This is a genomic window from Rhodococcus maanshanensis NBRC 100610, assembly GCF_001894865.1.
GTDB lineage: Bacteria > Actinomycetota > Actinomycetes > Mycobacteriales > Mycobacteriaceae > Rhodococcus_G > Rhodococcus_G maanshanensis.
The window spans coordinates 1-16165 of sequence record NZ_BCXA01000023.1; the positions used below are offsets into that span (position 1 = coordinate 1).

A 16165-nucleotide genomic window follows, 5' to 3' on the forward strand; every position below is an offset into this window, starting at 1 on the left:
CCCGCCACCGCCCGCCTGCGCGGCGGCGGGGCGGCCGCCCGCTGCTGGGCGGCACGCTGCTGGGCCGCGCGCTTCTGGGCCGCCTTCGCCTGTGCCGCCTTGCGTGCGGCCTCCGCCCTCGCGGGCGAGAACTGCTCCGGCATGGGCAGCCGCAGCATCCTGCCGAACCGCCCGACCTGCCCGGCGTGCAGGGCGGCCACCGCCTCCGGCTCGTGCCTGGCGGCGTTGGCGATGACGCCGAACATGAACAGGGTGATCGCGATCGAGCTGCCGCCTGCGGAGACGAGCGGCAACTGCAGCCCGGTGACCGGGAGCAGGCCGATCACGTAGCCGATGTTGATCAGCGCCTGGGCCAGGATCCAGGTGGTCGCGGTCGCGGTGAGCAGTCGCAGGAACGGGTCGATCGAGCGCATCGCGATCCGCAGGCCGGCGTAGACGAACAGCGCGAACAACCCGATCACCGCCATGCAGCCCAGGAAACCCAGCTCCTCGCCGATGATCGCGAAGATGAAGTCGTTGTGCGAGTTGGGCAGGTAGCTCCACTTGGCCCGACTCTGTCCGAGCCCGCGACCGAACAGGCCGCCGTCGGCGAGCGAGAACTTGGCCTGCCTGCCCTGATAGCCGATGCCCTGCGGGTCGGCGCCGGGGTTCAGGTAGGCCTTGACGCGGTCGGATCGGTAACCGGCGGTCAACGCCAGCACCATCGCCGCCGCGACGCCTGCCCCGACGATGCCGAGGAACAGGCGCAGCGGCAATCCCGCGAACCAGAGCAGCGACGCCAGGATGATGCCGAACGCGATCGTGGTCGACAGGTTCGGCTGCAGCACGATGAGCACGCAGACCACCAGCGCCGCGGGCACCAGCGGCACCACCATCTCCTTGACGGAGGCGTTCTGCCTGCGGGAGGCGAGCAGGTGCGCGCCCCAGACCACCAGGGTCACCTTCGCCAGCTCGGACGGCTGGAACGACAGCGGGCCGAGGGTGAACCAGCGCCGGGCGCCGCCCGACAGGGTGCCGACGCCGGGGATGAGCACCAGGGCCAACAGCACCACCGACACGGCGAAGGCGGGCAATGCCATCGTGCGCATCAACCGGACCGGCAGCAGCAGCGCCACGTAGAACAGGACGGCCCCGACCGCGACGAAGATCAGCTGCGTGGTGAAGGTGCCGTAGGCGGAGCCGGTGTCGGCGTAGGACTCCACGCTCGAGGACGACAGGACCATCACGAGCCCGAGCACGGTGAGCAGGCCGGTGATGGTGACGATCAGGTGGAAGGACGCCAGCGGGCGCGCCAGCCAGGCGCCGAAGCGGGTGCGGGGTCCCGCGGCCTGCTTCATCGCGACCGACCCGCCACTTCCGCCACGGCCTGCGCGAAGCTGCGTCCGCGGTGACCGTAGTCGGCGAACATGTCCAGCGACGCCGCCGCAGGCGCCAGCAGCACCGTGTCTCCCGGCCGGGCCATCGACGCGGCGGCACGGACCGCGCGTGCCATCACGGCATCAGGCGATTCCGGACTCGGCGCTGGACTCACCCCTGCATCGTCTCCCGCATCCACCCGCACGACCGGCACCTGGGGTGCGTGTCGCGCGAGTGCCTGTGCGATCTGCATCGCATCGCGGCCGAGCAGGACCGCGCCGACGAGCCGATCGGCCACCTCGGTGACGAGTTCGTCGACACTGGCGCCCTTGAGCAGACCGCCCGCGACCCACACCACCCGAGGGTGCGCGAGCAGCGACGAGCGCGCGGCGTGCGGATTCGTCGCCTTCGAGTCGTCGATGTACGTGACGCCGTCCGCCTCGGCGACGAGCGCCGCGCGGTGCGGGCCCACCTGGTAGCTGCGCAGCCCCTCCCGGACGGCGGTGGCGCCGACGCCGATCGACCTCGCCAACGCGGCCGCGGCCAACGCGTCCATCCGACCCGCAGGCCCCGGCGGGGTGATCTCGTCGACCAGAGCGAGGGTCTCGTCGTCGGCGAAGGCGCGGTCGACGAGGCGGTCGCCGTCGACGCCGAGCTCGCCCGGCGCTGGCACACCCAGCCTGAACCCCGTGGTCCGCCCTGCGCTGGACACCCGCGACAGTCCGGCCGTGACCGGGTCGTCGAGACCCAGCACCGCGACGTCCCCGGTCAGCACCTGCGCCTTCGCGTCGATGTAGCCCTTCATGCCGCCGTGCCAGTCCAGGTGGTCCTCCGCGATGTTGAGGATCACCCCTGCCGTCGGGCGCACAGACGGCGCCCAGTGCAGCTGGAACGAGGAGAGCTCGACGGCCAGCACCTCGTTGCGGGGGCTGTCGGCCCGCAGCGCGTCGACGATGGGCAGGCCGATGTTCCCGCAGGCGACCGTCGCGATGCCTGCGGCCCGCAGGATCGACTCCAGCATCGAGGTGGTCGTCGTCTTGCCGTTGGTGCCGGTCACCACCAGCCACCGCCTGGCCGGTCCGTAGACCTGCGCACGGTCGAGCCGCCAGGTGAACTCCACGTCGCCCCAGATCGGGACCCCGGCGCCCGCGGCCGCGGACAGCACCGGCGCGTCGGGACGCCAGCCGGGACTCGTGACGACCAGCGCGAACGCGCCGATCTCGGCCGCGGCCCGTTCCGGCGCCACGACCGCGACACCGGAGGCGGCGGCCAGCTCGTCGAGCGAGGCCTGATTGCCGTCGGTGACCGTGACGTCGGCACCCAGCTCGCGGAGCGGTTCGATGAGGGCCCGGCCGGAGATCCCGGACCCCGCGATCAGGACCCGGCTGCCGTGCAGGCGGGCGAACTCGGGCGGGAGATCGGCGGCAGCGCCTTGGAGTGACAAGCTCAGCCCCCGATGTCGGCGAGGTACTCGCTGTAGAACAGCGCGAGTCCGATGGCCGAGGCGATCGCGGCGAGCAACCAGAATCTGATGATCACCGTGGTTTCCGCCCACCCGGCCAGCTCGAAGTGATGATGGAACGGCGCCATCCGGAACACCCGCCGCCTGCTCGAGCGGAACACCGCGACCTGCACGACCACCGAGGCCGCCTCGGCGACGAACAGCGCGCCGACGACCACCATCAGCAGTTCGGTGCGGGTGACGATGGACAGCCCGGCGAGCAGGCCACCGAGGGCAAGCGAGCCGGTGTCGCCCATGAAGATCTTCGCGGGCGCGGCGTTCCACCACAGGAAGCCGATGCACGCACCCGCCGCCGCGGCGCAGATCAGCGCCAGGTCAAGCGGGTCACGGACGTCGTAGCAGCCCGTGACGGGATCACGCTCGCAGGAGTTGCGGTACTGCCAGAAGGTGATGATCGTGTACGCCCCGAGCACGAGGGTCATCGAACCCGCGGCGAGGCCGTCGAGGCCGTCGGTCAGGTTCACGGCGTTCGACCAGGCGCTGACCAGCAGGTAGCAGAACAGGATGAACACCACCGACCCCATCGAGACCGTGGCGATGTCCCGGACGTAGGACAGGTTCGTGCTGCCAGGGGTCAGGCCGGTCGCGCCGGGGAACTGCAGCGCCAGGATTCCGAACAGCACCGCCGCGATCAGCTGGCCGACCAGCTTCGCGGTCTTGTTCAGACCGAGGTTGCGCTGCTTGCGGATCTTGATGAAGTCGTCGAGGAAGCCGACGCCGCCGAGCATGGTCGTCAGTCCGAGGACCAGGAGCGCGGAGGCGCTCGGGCCGTCCGCGTCGTAGCCGATCCCGATCAGGTGCGAGCCCCAGTAGCCGGCCCACAGGCCGGCGATGATCGCGACGCCGCCCATGGTGGGGGTGCCGCGCTTGGACTGATGGCTGGCCGGACCCTCGACCCGGATCTCCTGACCGAATCCCTGGCGCGAGAACGCCTTGATCAGGACGGGGGTGAGCAGGATCGCCACAGCGAGCGCGATCCCTCCCGCGAAGAGGATCTGTCTCACTGGTCTTCCTCCGTGTTAGTCCGCTGCTCGCCCTGCTGATCGGCACGCGGGCCCTCCAGCAGTGTGTCCGCCACCGCCCACAATCCGACCGACTGCGAGGCCTTGACCAGGACGATGTCATCGCCCGCCAGTTCCGCCCCGAGCACGGCGATCGCGGCCGCCTGGTCGGGAACCAGGATCGACTCCTCGCCCCAGGAACCCTCCATGACCGCGCCCTGGTGCATCGCGCGGGACGGCCTGCCGGTGCCGACCACGATCAGCCTGCTGACGTCCAGGCGCACCGCCAGCCGCCCGATCGCGTCGTGTTCGATCACTGATTCTGGACCGAGCTCGGCCATTTCCCCGAGCACCGCCCAGGTACGGCGCGGCGTGCCCTCGCCCGAACGTCCCATCGAGACCAGGGCCTTGAGCGCCGCGCGCATCGAATCGGGGTTGGCGTTGTACGAATCGTTGATCACCGTGACGCCGTCGGCCCGGTGGCGCACGTCCATCCGGCGCACGGACGCGGCCGTCGCGGCGCCGAGCGCGGTCGCGATCTGGGCGACGGTGGCGCCGCATTCCAGTGCCACCGCGGCCGCGGCCAGCGCGTTGCCGATCTGGTGCTCACCGTGCACGCCGAGCTGGATCGGCACGGTCGCGATGTCGCCCTCGTGGGCGGAACCCGCCGGGTAGCGGCACTCCAGCGTGAAGGCGGGGCGCGCCTCCGCGTCGAGATGCACGTCCACGGCCCGCACGTCCGCGCGTTCGGACTGCCCGACCAGCACCACCCGGGCCCTGGTCCGCTCGGCCATCGCCGCGACGAGCGGGTCGTCGGCGTTGAGCACCGCGACCCCACCCTCGTCCGCCGCGGGCAGCGCCTCCGCGAGCTCACCCTTGGTCCGCGCGATCGCGTCGCGGGAGCCGAACTCACCGAGGTGCGCGGTGCCGACGTTGAGGATGACCCCGATCCGCGGCGGCGCCGTCTCGGCCAGCGCGGCAATGTGTCCGGTGCCCCGCGCGGAGAGCTCGAGGACCAGGAAATCGGTGTCCGCGTCCGCGCGCAGCGCCGTCCAGGGATGGCCGAGTTCGTTGTTGAACGATCCGGGCGGTGCGACCACCGACCCGAGCGGGGCGAGCACCGCCGCCAGCAGGTCCTTGGTCGAGGTCTTGCCCGACGACCCGGTGACCCCGACCACCGTCAGGCCGCGGGCCGCCAGGTCGTCGGTGCTCGCCCTGGCCAGGGCGGCCAGTGCCTTGAGCACCGCCGCTCCTGAACCGTCGGTGTCGTGCTCGAGGGCCATCGCGTTGGTCTGCGCGGGCGGCAACGGGGCCACCACGATCGCGGGCACGCCGACCGGGCGGGCGGCGAGCACCGCCACCGCCCCCGCGGCGACGGCCGCCGCCGCATGGTCGTGCCCGTCCACACGGGCGCCTGGCAGCGCGAGGAACAGTCCGCCCGCGGTGACCTTGCGGGAGTCGAACTCCACTGTGCCGGTCACCATGGTGTCGGGATCGGGCACGTCGTGCAGGCTGCCGCCGACGATCTCCGCGATCCGGGCCAGGCTCATCGGAATCATCGGACTCCCCCTTCGTCGCTCCGGCCGACCGCGTCTATCGCAGCGGCGAGGACCTCGCGGTCGTCGAATGGGTGCTTCACCCCGTTGATCTCCTGTCCGATCTCGTGTCCCTTGCCCGCGACGAGGACCACGTCCCCCGCCTCGGCCCAGCGGACGGCGTCGGCGATGGCCTCCGCCCGGTCCGCGAACTCGCGGACCTGCGCGCGCGCCGCATCGGGCACGCCGAGCGCGCCCTCGCGGACCGCCGCGCGGATCGCGGCCGGGTCCTCGGTGCGCGGGTTGTCATCCGTGATGATCACCAGGTCGGCTCCCCTGGCGCTCACCTCGCCCATCATCGGTCTCTTGCCCTGGTCACGGTCGCCGCCCGCGCCGATCACCACGGCCAGCCGGCCTGCCGACTGTCCGCGGAGGGTTGCGATGACCGCCTCGAGCGCGGCCGGCTTGTGCGCGTAGTCGACGACCGCGAGGAAATCCTGTCCTCGCTCGACCCGTTGCACCCGGCCCGGCACGTCCACCGACCCGATACCGGCGGCCGCCCGCTCCAGGTCGACGCCGGCCGCGGCCAGTGTCGCCATGGCCAGCAGCGCGTTGGCCACGTTGTAGTGGCCGGGCAGGCGCAGCTCGACCCGAAGCGATCCGGTGGGCCCGTGCGCGACGAACCGCTGCGAACCGTCCTCTGCCGCGACGACATCGGATGCGGTCCAGTCCGCTCCGGAAGTCGTGGCCGAGACGGTCGTCGGCGGCGCCTCCGCCGAAGCGATCTCCGCCATCCGGGCGCCCCACTCGTCGTCGACGCACACCACGGCGCGGCGGGCGCGAACGGTGGAGTCCCTGGCGAACAGCCGGGCCTTGGCCCCGAAGTAGTCGTCGAGCCCGTCGTGAAAGTCCAGGTGGTCCTGGGAGAGGTTGGTGAACGCGCCGATCGCGAAGTCCGTTCCGTCCACCCGGCCGAGCGAGAGCGCGTGGCTCGAGACCTCCATCACCACGGTGTCGAGCCCGCGCTCGAGCATCACCGCGAAGAGCGCATGCAACTGCGGCGCCTCGGGGGTGGTCAGCGCGCTCGGCACACGGCGACCCTCGATCCTGGTCTCGATGGTCCCGACCAGTCCGGCCCGACGGCCGGCGGCGGTCAGACCGGCCTCGACCAGGTACGCGGTGGTCGTCTTGCCCGAGGTGCCGGTGATACCGATGACCTGCAACCGATCCGCCGGCCGTCCGTAGACGGCGGCCGAGACCTCGCCGAGGACCGACCTCGGGTCCTGGTGCACCAGTACGGGCAGCGCGGTCGCCGGGGCGAGGGCCGCCAGCGTGGCCAGGCCCGCGGGGTCCGTCAGCACGGCGGTTGCGCCGCGTTCGATGGCGGCCGCGGCGAACTCGGCGCCGTGCGCACGGGCGCCGGGCAGTGCGGCGAACAGGTCACCCGGCTCGATGCCCTGGGCGCGCAGCTCGACCCCGGTGACGGATACCGGGGCGTCGCCTCCGGTGTGAGCCGGACCCGCGACCGTGTGGACCTGCGCGCCGATCAGCTCGGCCAGCGCGGTCACCGGCGTCTGCGGGGGGTGTTCGGGACGCAGGCCACCAGGCGCGGAGCCTGCGGAGCCTGCCACCTCTCCCGTCGAGTGCTGCGGAGTGTTCGTCCCTTGCACGGGCAGGTGGCTCCTCTCGGGTTCGGATCGGTGGCTGGGCTGCTGGCCGACGTGTCAGGTTACCGGCGAACTGTCACAGACTGGACTCGGTCATCGACTACGCCGTCGACGACGCGGTGCGATGGGCCCCGCGACCGGCTCCCCGAGGCGTCAATCGGCCTGGAGCACCAGTTGCCGCCCCGGATCGGCCGACAACGGGACGCGGTCCCGCTGCAGCATCCAGGAGGCGATGTTGTGGAACAACGGTGCCGCGGACTGGCCGCCCGAGCCGTCGGCGCTGCGGACCGGCGCATCGAGCATGATGCCGATCACGAAGCGTGGATTGTCCGCAGGAGCGATCCCCGCGAAGGTGATCCAGTAGTTCGAGTTCGAGTAGCACTTGCAGGCGGGGTCCACCTGCTGCGCGGTGCCGGTCTTGCCGCTGATCTGGTAGCCGTCGACGGCCGCGGGTGCGCCGGTGCCCTGCTGGTAGCCCATGGGATCGCGCTGGGTGACCGCGCGGAACATGTCCCGCACGGTCGCGGCGGTCTGCGCGCTGACCACCTGGATGCCCTCCGGGCGCTCGGTCTCGGTGCGGTCCCCGTCCGCGTCGATCGTCGCGCGCACGACCCGCGGCGGGATCCGGACCCCGTCGTTCGCCATCGCCTGGTACATGGCTGTCATCTGCAGCAGCGTCATCGACAAGCCCTGGCCGATGGGCAGGTTGGCGAAGGTGCCGCCCGACCACTGGTCGCGGCTGGGTACGTCGCCCGCGCTCTCGCCCGGCAGACCGACGTCGGTGCGCTGACCGAGACCGAAGCGGGTCAGCATGTCCGCGAAGCGGTCCTCCCCCACCCGCTGCGCGAGCATCAGCGTGCCGACGTTGGAGGACTTCCCGAAGACGCCGGTCGAGGTGTACGGCGCGACGCCGTGCGACCAGGCGTCCTTCACGGATACACCTGACATCTGGATCGAGCCCGGAACCTGAAGCACCTCATCGGGTTTGGTGAGCCCGTACTCGATCGCGGCGGCCGCGGTGACGATCTTGTTCACCGAGCCGGGTTCGAACGGCGTGCTCACCGGCAGGTTGCCCAGCTCGGCCTTGCCGCTGTTGCCGACCCCGAGCGACGGGTTGAAGGTGTTGTCGTTCGACATCGCGAGCACCTCGCCGGTGTGCGAATCGAGCACCACCGCTGAGGCGTTCTTCGCGCCGGACAGGTTCTTGGCCTGCTGCACCTGCTGCTGCACGTAGTACTGCAGATCCGAGTCGATCGTGAGCTCGACGGTCGAGCCGTCGACCGCGGGCTGCTTGTCGCGCCAGCTGCCGGGGATGACGGCGCCGTCCGACCCCCGGTCGTAGGTCTGCGAACCGTCGGTGCCCGCGAGGGTGGAGTCGAGCGAATCCTCGAGCCCGAGCAGGCCGTGACCGTCCCAGCCGGTCGCGCCGACCAGGTTCGCGGCGAGCGCGCCACCGGGGTACTCACGGATGTCCTGGCGTTCGAGGCCGATCTCGGGGAAGTCCTCGCTGAGCTTCGCGGCCACCGCAGGGTCGACGCTGCGGGCCAGGTACACAAAGGTCTCGTTGCTCTTGAGCTGGGCGAGCAGGTCCTTCTTCGGCGCCGAGTCGCCCAGCTTGGCATTGACACCCTTGGCAATGGCCTCGAGCCGCTCCTCGACCGTCGGCGCCTTGTCACTCTTCGCGCGCGCGGCCTCGAGCTCCTTGCGCACCTTGGTCGGCTGGAAGGTCAGCGCCTTCGCCTCCATGGTGAAGGAGATGGGGTTGCCGCGCCGATCGGTGATCGAGCCCCTGACGGCGGGGTCGATCACCGTGACCGAACGCTGATTCGCGGCCTCGGCCGAGAGCTTGGGCGCCTCGACGCCCTGGATCCAGAGCAGCTGCACCGAGGCGATCCCGAGCGCGATGAACATGGTGATCCGGCCCGTCCGATACCGGAACCGGAACGAGGAGGTGTCGTCCTGGGCGGCACCGCGTCGAACCGGCGCACGACGCGGTGCGGGTGCGGGCGCGGTACCTCGGGTCACCCGCGACCGCCCGCGTTACCTGCCTGTCCGGTGTCCGGGGTGGGCCTGCTCATGGGTACCAATTGTTCACCCTGCGCCTGCAGCTGCGGCTGATTGGCCGCCAACGGCGCGCCGGGACGGGGCGCCGTCGTGGTCGGGGCCGCGGGCCGGGTGGTCGGCACCGGGGCCGCGGTCCGCGGCGCCCCGTTCGACTGCGCGGGCGTCTGGGGGTTCAGCGGCGCCGCCGGCGCGCCCTGGGCCGGGGTCGGCTTGCCGACGATGTCCACCGAGCCGTCCGGGTTCACGACGAGCCGAGCGACGTCCTTCGCGGGGATCATGCCGAGCTCGGTCGCCTTGCGGGCCAGTTCCGGCGCGGAGTTGCCCTCCCGGACATCGCGCTCGAGCGCGGAGCGCTGCTCCAGCAGGTCCTGGTTGTGCGCCTTGGCCGCACTGAGCTCGTAGGAATCCTCCGCGGCCCGGGTGGTCAGCACCAGGGTCAATGCCAGCCCAACGGACAGCATGCCGATGATGGTGGCGACGAACGGGATTCGCGCCGTGAAGTGACCACGACGACGGTCCTGCACCTCACCGGCCGGCTGGATCGCGGCACGCTGCTGCCGACGCTCGTATGCGCGCTGCGCCGCGGTGGAACGCTTGCCCGCGGCAACCGCCGCGCGGCCGCGCCCCCTCGGCCTGACGACACCGGCATCAGTGGATCGAGAACCGCCCGGCCTCACGGGAACTGTCATGCCGTCACCCTCCTGGAAATCCGTTCGGCACTACGCAATCGGACCGGGGCCGACCGCGGGTTTTCCTCTATCTCCTGCTCACTCGCCCGTTCCGCCCCCCGGGTGAGCAATGCGAACTCCGCACCCATGCCCGGCAGCTCCATCGGGAGCCCCTCCGGACTACGAGACTTGGTGCGAGGTGTCAGTTCCTGCTTGACGATTCGGTCCTCCAGCGACTGGTAGGACATGAAGACCACGCGCCCACCGATCGCCAGGGCGTCGAGCGCGGCCGGGATCGCCGCGCGCAGCGAATCGAGCTCTCCGTTGACCTCCACCCGAAGGGCCTGGAAGGTCCGCTTCGCGGGATGACCGCCGGTGCGCCGCGTGGCCGCGGGAATCGAGGCGTACAGCACCTCGACCAGCTGCGCGCTGGTGGTGAAGGGCTCGATCTGCCTGCGGCGCAAGATCTCTGATGCGATCCGGCCGGCGAAGCGCTCCTCACCGTAGGTGCTGAGGACCCTGGCCAGATCGCCGTGGCTGTAGGTGTTGAGCACGTCGGCCGCGGTCAACCCCTTGGTGGGGTCCATGCGCATGTCGAGGGGAGCGTCCACCGAGTAGGCGAAGCCGCGCTCGGCCTCGTCCAGCTGCATCGACGAGACGCCGAGGTCGAACAGGATCGCGTGCACCGATTCCACCGGCGGAAGTCCAGCCTGCTCGAGCGCCGGGACGATTCCGTCATACCTGGTGTGCACCAGGGTGACTCGGTCGCCGAACGGCGCCAGCCGACGGCCGGCGATCTCGAGTGCGTTGGGGTCGCGGTCGAGCCCGATCAGGTGCAGACCCGGGTAGGTCCGCAGGAAGTGTTCGGAGTGGCCACCGAGGCCGAGTGTCGCGTCGATCATCACCGCGCCCGCGGCATCCGGCGCGACCGCCGTCAGCGCCGGTCCGAGCAGTTCGTCCGCGCGACCGAGCAGGACGGGGACGTGCCCGAACTCGCCGGTGGAGGCGGGGCCGTTTGCCTCATCGTCCACCATTGCTGCCTCCGGGTCTTGAGTGCTTCGGGAATTTCCGATCGCGAAGGGGGAAGAGTGGCGAATGCCTCGAGGTCCCTGTCCGATTGACCGAACCTGGCGCTGGGGAAGTGCGTCAGGGTCGGCGTTCGGGCAGAGGCCTCGCGGCACTCGCCGTATGGCTCTGGCCGGGCTAGAAGATCTCGCCCAGTGACTCGGCTCTGGCTTGTGAGTAGCTCTCTTCGTGCTCCTCGAGGTAGTTCTGCCACGCCTGCGCGTCCCAGATCTCGAGGAAATCGACCGATCCGATCACCACGCACTCCTTCGACAGCCCCGCGTAGCGGCGGTGGTCGGCGGAGAGAGTGATCCGTCCCTGGGCGTCGGGATGCTGCTCGTCGGTGCCTGCCGCCAGGCCGCGCACGAACGCGCGGGCCTCTGGGTTGCTGCGTGATGCTGCGGCGGCTCGGCGTGCGAGAGCTGCAAACTCTTCTCGGGGATACACCGCGAGGCTGTGGTCCTGCCCTTTCGTGACCATCAACCCTCCCGCCAGTGCATCTCGAAACTTCGCGGGCAACGTCAGTCGCCCCTTGTCGTCGAGCTTCGGCGTGTAGGTACCGAGAAACACTCGACACCTCCACCCTGCGTTCCGATTCGAACGTCCTAGGCCCTCGCGGTCCGTCTGCACGTTCCGCTGCGCACCACGTTACCCCACTTTCCTCCACTTTCAATGCCAATTTTGGGTTCCACGACCGCAATTCGCATGAAAAGACCAGTTCACAGCGGTGGTGCAATGTGGGGAAAAGCTGTGCGATCTTCCCCACTGCCGGGGCGCCACGGCGAGCTTCGCCACTTGCCCGCACCGAAATCCCAGGTCAGAGGTCCGCAGCGAGACACTCCCCCAGGGCCGGACCGACCCGGGGGGAAATGTGGGGGAAAAGTGGGGAAAGTCGGGGCGAACGCGGGGATCCGAGGCGACACAACCGGCACAGGCGGCACAGCCAACGCAAAAACGGCGCGACACCTTCGGTGTCACGCCGCTCCGCTTTTGCCTGCCGCCCGGACTCTTGCCTCCGCGGCGGCGTTTCGGCTACTCCTGTTCGAATCTCCGCTTGAACCGGTCCTCCATGCGCGAGGAGAACCCTCCACTGCTGCCGCCCTTGCGGCCGTCAGAACGCTTGCCTGCGGCCGACCCCTTCGCGGGCCTGCCGGCCTCGTCGGGCACTGCCGTGAGGCCCTTCTTCGATCCCCGCATGAGGAACAGGACCCCGGCTCCAAACATCACTACGAATCCGAGCAGGCTGATGATCGGGAAACCGCCCGGCTTGAACGGGAGCGCAACGCCCGCGACCAACAGGACGAGTCCGAGAAAGAAGAGCGCTCCGGCCTGGAGTCGACGCTTGCTCGAAGCCGCACGCATACGGCCTCCCCTCACGGAGGAAGCAAACTTCGGATCTTCGGCGTAAAGCGCGCTCTCGATCTGATCGAGCATCCGCTGCTCGTGCTCGGAGAGTGGCACGGTACCTCCCCCGGCACTAAAGGTGGCGACCGATCCGTTGGGACGAAGCGGCGGGTTTCCGACGATGGCGGCTACCTGTCGTCAATGATACGAGTACACGTCGCGGCGTACCACCTAGTCCATCGACGAGATGCCGACTTATTTCGATCGCACCGCAGATCCCCTGCTAGGCAGACCTCCCCACCAACGTGTGCGACGCGTCGCCCAGCCGGTGGTCGCCGCCGAGATGATCCTCGACAGCGGTGAGGAATCGAGAGACCTCGCGGTGGAATTCATCGGCCTCAGCCAGCGTGATCGTGCGCGAGATCCCCGCCTCGATCGCCGCCCTTGTGGCCGAGTACCCGGCGAAGAACTCCGACCAACCGGCGAGCGACGGTTCGGCGCGCGCGAGCAGCACCCAGGCGCTGCGCGATCCGGTGCGTGGCCGTTGCTCACCCCCGAGCGCGGCCCCGGCACCACGGAGCGCGGCGAGGTACGCGGAGCGGAACCGGTCGGACGGGTCCCGCGCCCCCGCCGCCTCCGCCAGCAGCGCATCCGCCCTGTCGAGCAGCGCCCGCGCGCGGCGCGAGACCGGAGCCCCGACCCGCGACACCGTGTGTCGCGCCGATGACGCCGGAGCCCCCACTCGGAGGGCCGCCGCTGCCTGAACTGCCTGACTTGCCATCTTCCGAACACCTCCTGCGCAACCACGCCGACCCGCCGCGACGACCGGTCAGGCCTTAGGGTCGGAATCCGGCGAAGCCCGCTTCCCTCGCGCTTCGCCGGATTGCCGACATCGAACATCCGTTCGACATATTCAATATAGCTGCCCCCACCGACACGTCGTCAAGAGAGAGGGTGAGTCCGGTCGGTATCAACACGACACCGCTGCTGGTCGAGCTGTCCGCGCAGGAACTACGGCACCGCCTTGCCGAGGCTCTCGCCATCTACGTCGAGGCGATGGACTACCCGAAGGGGACCGAGTTCCACCGGGCCCCGATGTGGACCGAACACACCCATCGGCCCGGCTGGCGCGCGGTCGCCGCGATCCTCCCCGGCGACGATCCCCGCTCGAGCGAGGGCACCATGGTCGGCATCGCCTACGGCTACCGGGGCGCCCCGCACCAGTGGTGGCACCAGCAGGTGCGCGAGGGGATGCACCGGTCCGGTGCCGACGAACGGCGGATCCACGAGGTCCTCGGCGACTACTTCGAGCTGACCGAACTCCATGTGGCACGTGCCGCGCAGGGACACCGCACCGGCGAGGCGATGCTCCGCAGGCTCCTCGAAGACAGGCCGGAGAGTCACGTACTGCTGTCCACCCCCGAGGTCGGCGACGAGGACAACCGCGCCTGGCGTCTCTATCGCAGGCTCGGATTCACCGATGTGATGCGACATTTCACCTTCACCGGGGACAACAGGCCGTTCGCGGTGCTGGGACGCCTGCTGCCGCTCCCCACCGAAGCGACCGAGAACGCACACTCCCCCAGCCGATAGCCTGGACAGATGATCGACGCGGTGGTGGTGGGATCCGGACACAATGCGCTGGTGTCGGCGTGCTACCTCGCCCGGTCGGGCTGGTCGGTCGAGGTGCTCGAGCGCGACACCGTGCTCGGCGGCGCGGTGTCGACCGTCGAGCGGTTCCCCGGCCATCAGGTGGACCGCGGTTCGTCCGCGCACATCATGATCCGGCACACCGGCATCATCGAGGACCTCGACCTCGCCTCGCACGGGCTGCGTTATATCGACTGCGACCCATGGGCATTCGCGCCCGCTCCGCTCGAATCCGGCCGGCCGGGCATCGTCTTCCACCGCAGCCTCGACGGGACCTGCGCCTCCATCGCCGCGTCCTGCGGGGCCGCCGACGCGAGGGCTTACCGGGAATTCGTCGAGACCTGGGGTCCGCGCACCGCAGGCGTGATGCGGGCGTTCGCCGGTCCGCCGACCGGCGGGAGGCTGGCCCGCTCGTTCGGCACCCTGGACCGGGGCGCAGGCGCCGCGGCCTTCTCACGGGAGTTTCTCGCCTCCGGGGACAGCTTGCTGGACAACTACTTCGACGACGAGCGCCTCAAGGCGGCATTGGCCTGGTTCGGCGCGCAGTCGGGTCCACCGATGTCCGAGCCGGGCACCGCCCCGATGGTGGGGTTCGCGGCGCTGATGCACACCCTGCCGCCGGGCCGGGCCGTCGGCGGGAGCGGCGCCCTCACCAGGGCCCTGGCGTCGCGGCTCGCCGCGGACGGTGGATCGGTGCGACTGGGCGACGCGGTGACCGAGCTGCGCCGCACGCCGAACGGCTGGACGGTACGCACCGCCGAGGGCCGGGAGGTGCGCGCGAGGACGGTGGTGGCCGGCTGCCACATCCTGACCACCCTCGACCTGCTCGAGCGCGGCGGCCACGACCGGACGCAACTGGACGGGTGGCGCCGCCGGATCCGGGTCGGGCCGGGGATCGGAATGGTGGTCCGGCTCGGAACCGATTCGCTCCCCTCCTATCCCAGCGCCCCCGAGGGCGACACCGTCACCTCCGGGCTGCAGCTACTGGTCTCCGATCGCGCACAGCTGAGGCTCGCGCACGGCGCGGCGCTGGCGGGCGAGCTGCCGCCCGTTCCAGCGGTCCTCGCCATGAGTTTCAGCGGGATCGATCCGAGCCTGACCCCAGCGGGCGAGCACCAGGCGACGCTGTGGTCGCAGTGGCATCCCTACGCCCTCACCGGCGGACGCGCCTGGGCGGACCTCGCCGAATCCGAGGGAGACCGGATCGTCGCCGAGATCGAGCGGCTGGCACCGGAATTCACGGACTCGGTGCGACACCGGCTGGTGCAGACCCCCGCGGACCTCGAGTCCGAGATGGGGTTGATCGGCGGCAACGTGATGCACGTCGAGATGTCGCTGGACCAGATGTTCATGTGGCGACCCCTCCCGGAACTGTCGGGACACCGGGTGCCGGGCGCGAAGGGGCTGTACCTGACCGGCGCGTCCACCCACCCGGGTGGCGGAGTGTCCGGCTCGAGTGGGCGCAGCGCCGCGCGGATCGCGTTGTCCGACGCCCGGTTCGGAGGCTTGCGCCGGGTGCTGCGCCGATGAGCGGGCCGGGATCCGCCGGATCCGCCACGCCGCGCACCCCTACCGCCTGACACCTGCATGGCTGCCTGGCACGATAACGCTGTGCAGCAGCCCCACTCCGATGTCCGAAGTCGATCCCGCGTCCGACTGTTCGCCCTGTCCGTACTCCTCCTGATCTGCATCCCCTTGCTCAGCGGGTGCCTCAGGGTCCAGGCGTCACTCGGCGTCTCGCCCGACGACAGGGTGTCGGGACAGATCGTCGCCGCGACGGTTCCCGCGGACGACAACGACAAGGGCCCGGAGCTGATCCCGCCGGACTCGTTGACGCAGAAGGTCCGGGTGCAGGCGTACAAGCAGGACGGCTTCGTCGGCAGTCAGGCCTTCTTCAGCGACCTGACCTTCGGCGAGGTGCAGCAGCTCGGGGCGATGTCCAGCCAGACCGGCAGCTCCATCCAGCTGGACTTCCGGCGCAACGGCGACGTCGTGGTCCTCGAGGGCAAGGCGGACCTCAAGTCGGTCCCCGACGGCAGCGACGTCCAGTTCAGCGTCGCCTTCCCCGCGCGGGTGAACACCACCAACGGAACCCGCGACGCCGACTCCATCGTCACGTGGAAGCTGCCGCCCGGTGAGGTGAGCACGCTCCGCGCGGAGACCCGCTACGCCGACCCGAGCACCCGCGGCTTCGCCGGCTGGGCGGGCATCGTCGCCGGCGTCACGCTCGGCGTCGCGCTAGTGGTCGGCGCGATGGCGTACTTCAGCCGCCACCCGAGGCGCTGACGCACCG

At 70.5% G+C, this 16165-nt stretch carries 14 protein-coding genes; 3 read left to right on the forward strand and 11 right to left on the reverse strand.

Annotation, left to right across the window (positions count from 1 at the left end):
- The 11 genes from ftsW to RM1_RS12435 form a co-directional block, all read right to left on the reverse strand.
- Positions 1–1337: putative lipid II flippase FtsW (ftsW, locus tag RM1_RS12385; protein WP_072751637.1), on the reverse strand; the 1337-nt coding region annotated here is incomplete at its 3' end.
- Entirely contained in the window at positions 1334–2800 is a 1467-nt protein-coding gene (gene murD / locus RM1_RS12390; protein WP_072751638.1) for a UDP-N-acetylmuramoyl-L-alanine--D-glutamate ligase, read from the reverse strand. The genes ftsW and murD, both read right to left, overlap by 4 nt.
- A gap of 2 nt (positions 2801–2802) precedes the next feature.
- Entirely contained in the window at positions 2803–3882 is a 1080-nt protein-coding gene (mraY, locus tag RM1_RS12395) for a phospho-N-acetylmuramoyl-pentapeptide-transferase (protein ID WP_027502257.1), read from the reverse strand.
- Positions 3879–5438: a UDP-N-acetylmuramoyl-tripeptide--D-alanyl-D-alanine ligase gene (locus RM1_RS12400; protein WP_072751639.1), complete on the reverse strand. Its 1560-nt coding sequence runs from the start codon at positions 5436–5438 to the stop codon at positions 3879–3881. Before RM1_RS12400 ends, mraY begins: the two co-directional genes overlap by 4 nt.
- Entirely contained in the window at positions 5435–7045 is a 1611-nt protein-coding gene (locus RM1_RS12405) for a UDP-N-acetylmuramoyl-L-alanyl-D-glutamate--2,6-diaminopimelate ligase (RefSeq protein ID WP_072751640.1), read from the reverse strand. Before RM1_RS12405 ends, RM1_RS12400 begins: the two co-directional genes overlap by 4 nt.
- A gap of 189 nt (positions 7046–7234) precedes the next feature.
- Complete coding sequence (locus RM1_RS12410; RefSeq protein WP_072751641.1) at positions 7235–9106, reverse strand: peptidoglycan D,D-transpeptidase FtsI family protein; 1872 nt, start codon at positions 9104–9106, stop codon at positions 7235–7237.
- A complete protein-coding gene (gene ftsL, locus RM1_RS12415; protein WP_245816272.1) occupies positions 9103–9834 on the reverse strand; it encodes a cell division protein FtsL in 732 nt (243 codons plus the stop codon). Before ftsL ends, RM1_RS12410 begins: the two co-directional genes overlap by 4 nt.
- The gene (rsmH, locus tag RM1_RS12420) at positions 9831–10847 is read right to left on the reverse strand and encodes a 16S rRNA (cytosine(1402)-N(4))-methyltransferase RsmH (protein ID WP_072751642.1); all 1017 of its coding nucleotides are present in this window, start codon (positions 10845–10847) and stop codon (positions 9831–9833) included. The genes ftsL and rsmH overlap by 4 nt, the downstream gene beginning before the upstream one ends.
- A 169-nt stretch (positions 10848–11016) precedes the next feature.
- Entirely contained in the window at positions 11017–11448 is a 432-nt protein-coding gene (gene mraZ / locus RM1_RS12425) for a division/cell wall cluster transcriptional repressor MraZ (RefSeq protein ID WP_072751643.1), read from the reverse strand.
- A gap of 462 nt (positions 11449–11910) precedes the next feature.
- On the reverse strand, positions 11911–12339 hold the full coding sequence (locus RM1_RS12430) for an SCO2097 family morphological protein (protein WP_072751644.1): 429 nt from the start codon (positions 12337–12339) through the stop codon (positions 11911–11913).
- Positions 12340–12505: 166 nt separating this feature from the next.
- Positions 12506–13003, reverse strand: a complete 498-nt coding sequence (locus RM1_RS12435; protein WP_169922315.1) for an SAV_6107 family HEPN domain-containing protein — start codon at positions 13001–13003, stop codon at positions 12506–12508.
- A 173-nt stretch (positions 13004–13176) separates the two neighbouring features.
- Between RM1_RS12435 and RM1_RS12440 the strand changes: the two genes are divergently transcribed.
- Genes RM1_RS12440 through RM1_RS12450 form a run of 3 tightly spaced genes read left to right on the forward strand, consistent with a single transcriptional unit; the run spans position 13177 to position 16158 of the window.
- A complete protein-coding gene (locus RM1_RS12440) occupies positions 13177–13815 on the forward strand; it encodes a GNAT family N-acetyltransferase (protein ID WP_072751645.1) in 639 nt (212 codons plus the stop codon).
- A gap of 9 nt (positions 13816–13824) precedes the next feature.
- Positions 13825–15402 (forward strand): phytoene desaturase family protein, encoded by a 1578-nt coding sequence (locus tag RM1_RS12445; protein WP_072751646.1) that lies wholly within the window; start codon positions 13825–13827, stop codon positions 15400–15402.
- Positions 15403–15459: 57 nt separating this feature from the next.
- Positions 15460–16158 (forward strand): LppM family (lipo)protein, encoded by a 699-nt coding sequence (locus tag RM1_RS12450; RefSeq protein WP_072751647.1) that lies wholly within the window; start codon positions 15460–15462, stop codon positions 16156–16158.
- The last annotated feature ends 7 nt before the right edge of the window (positions 16159–16165 follow it).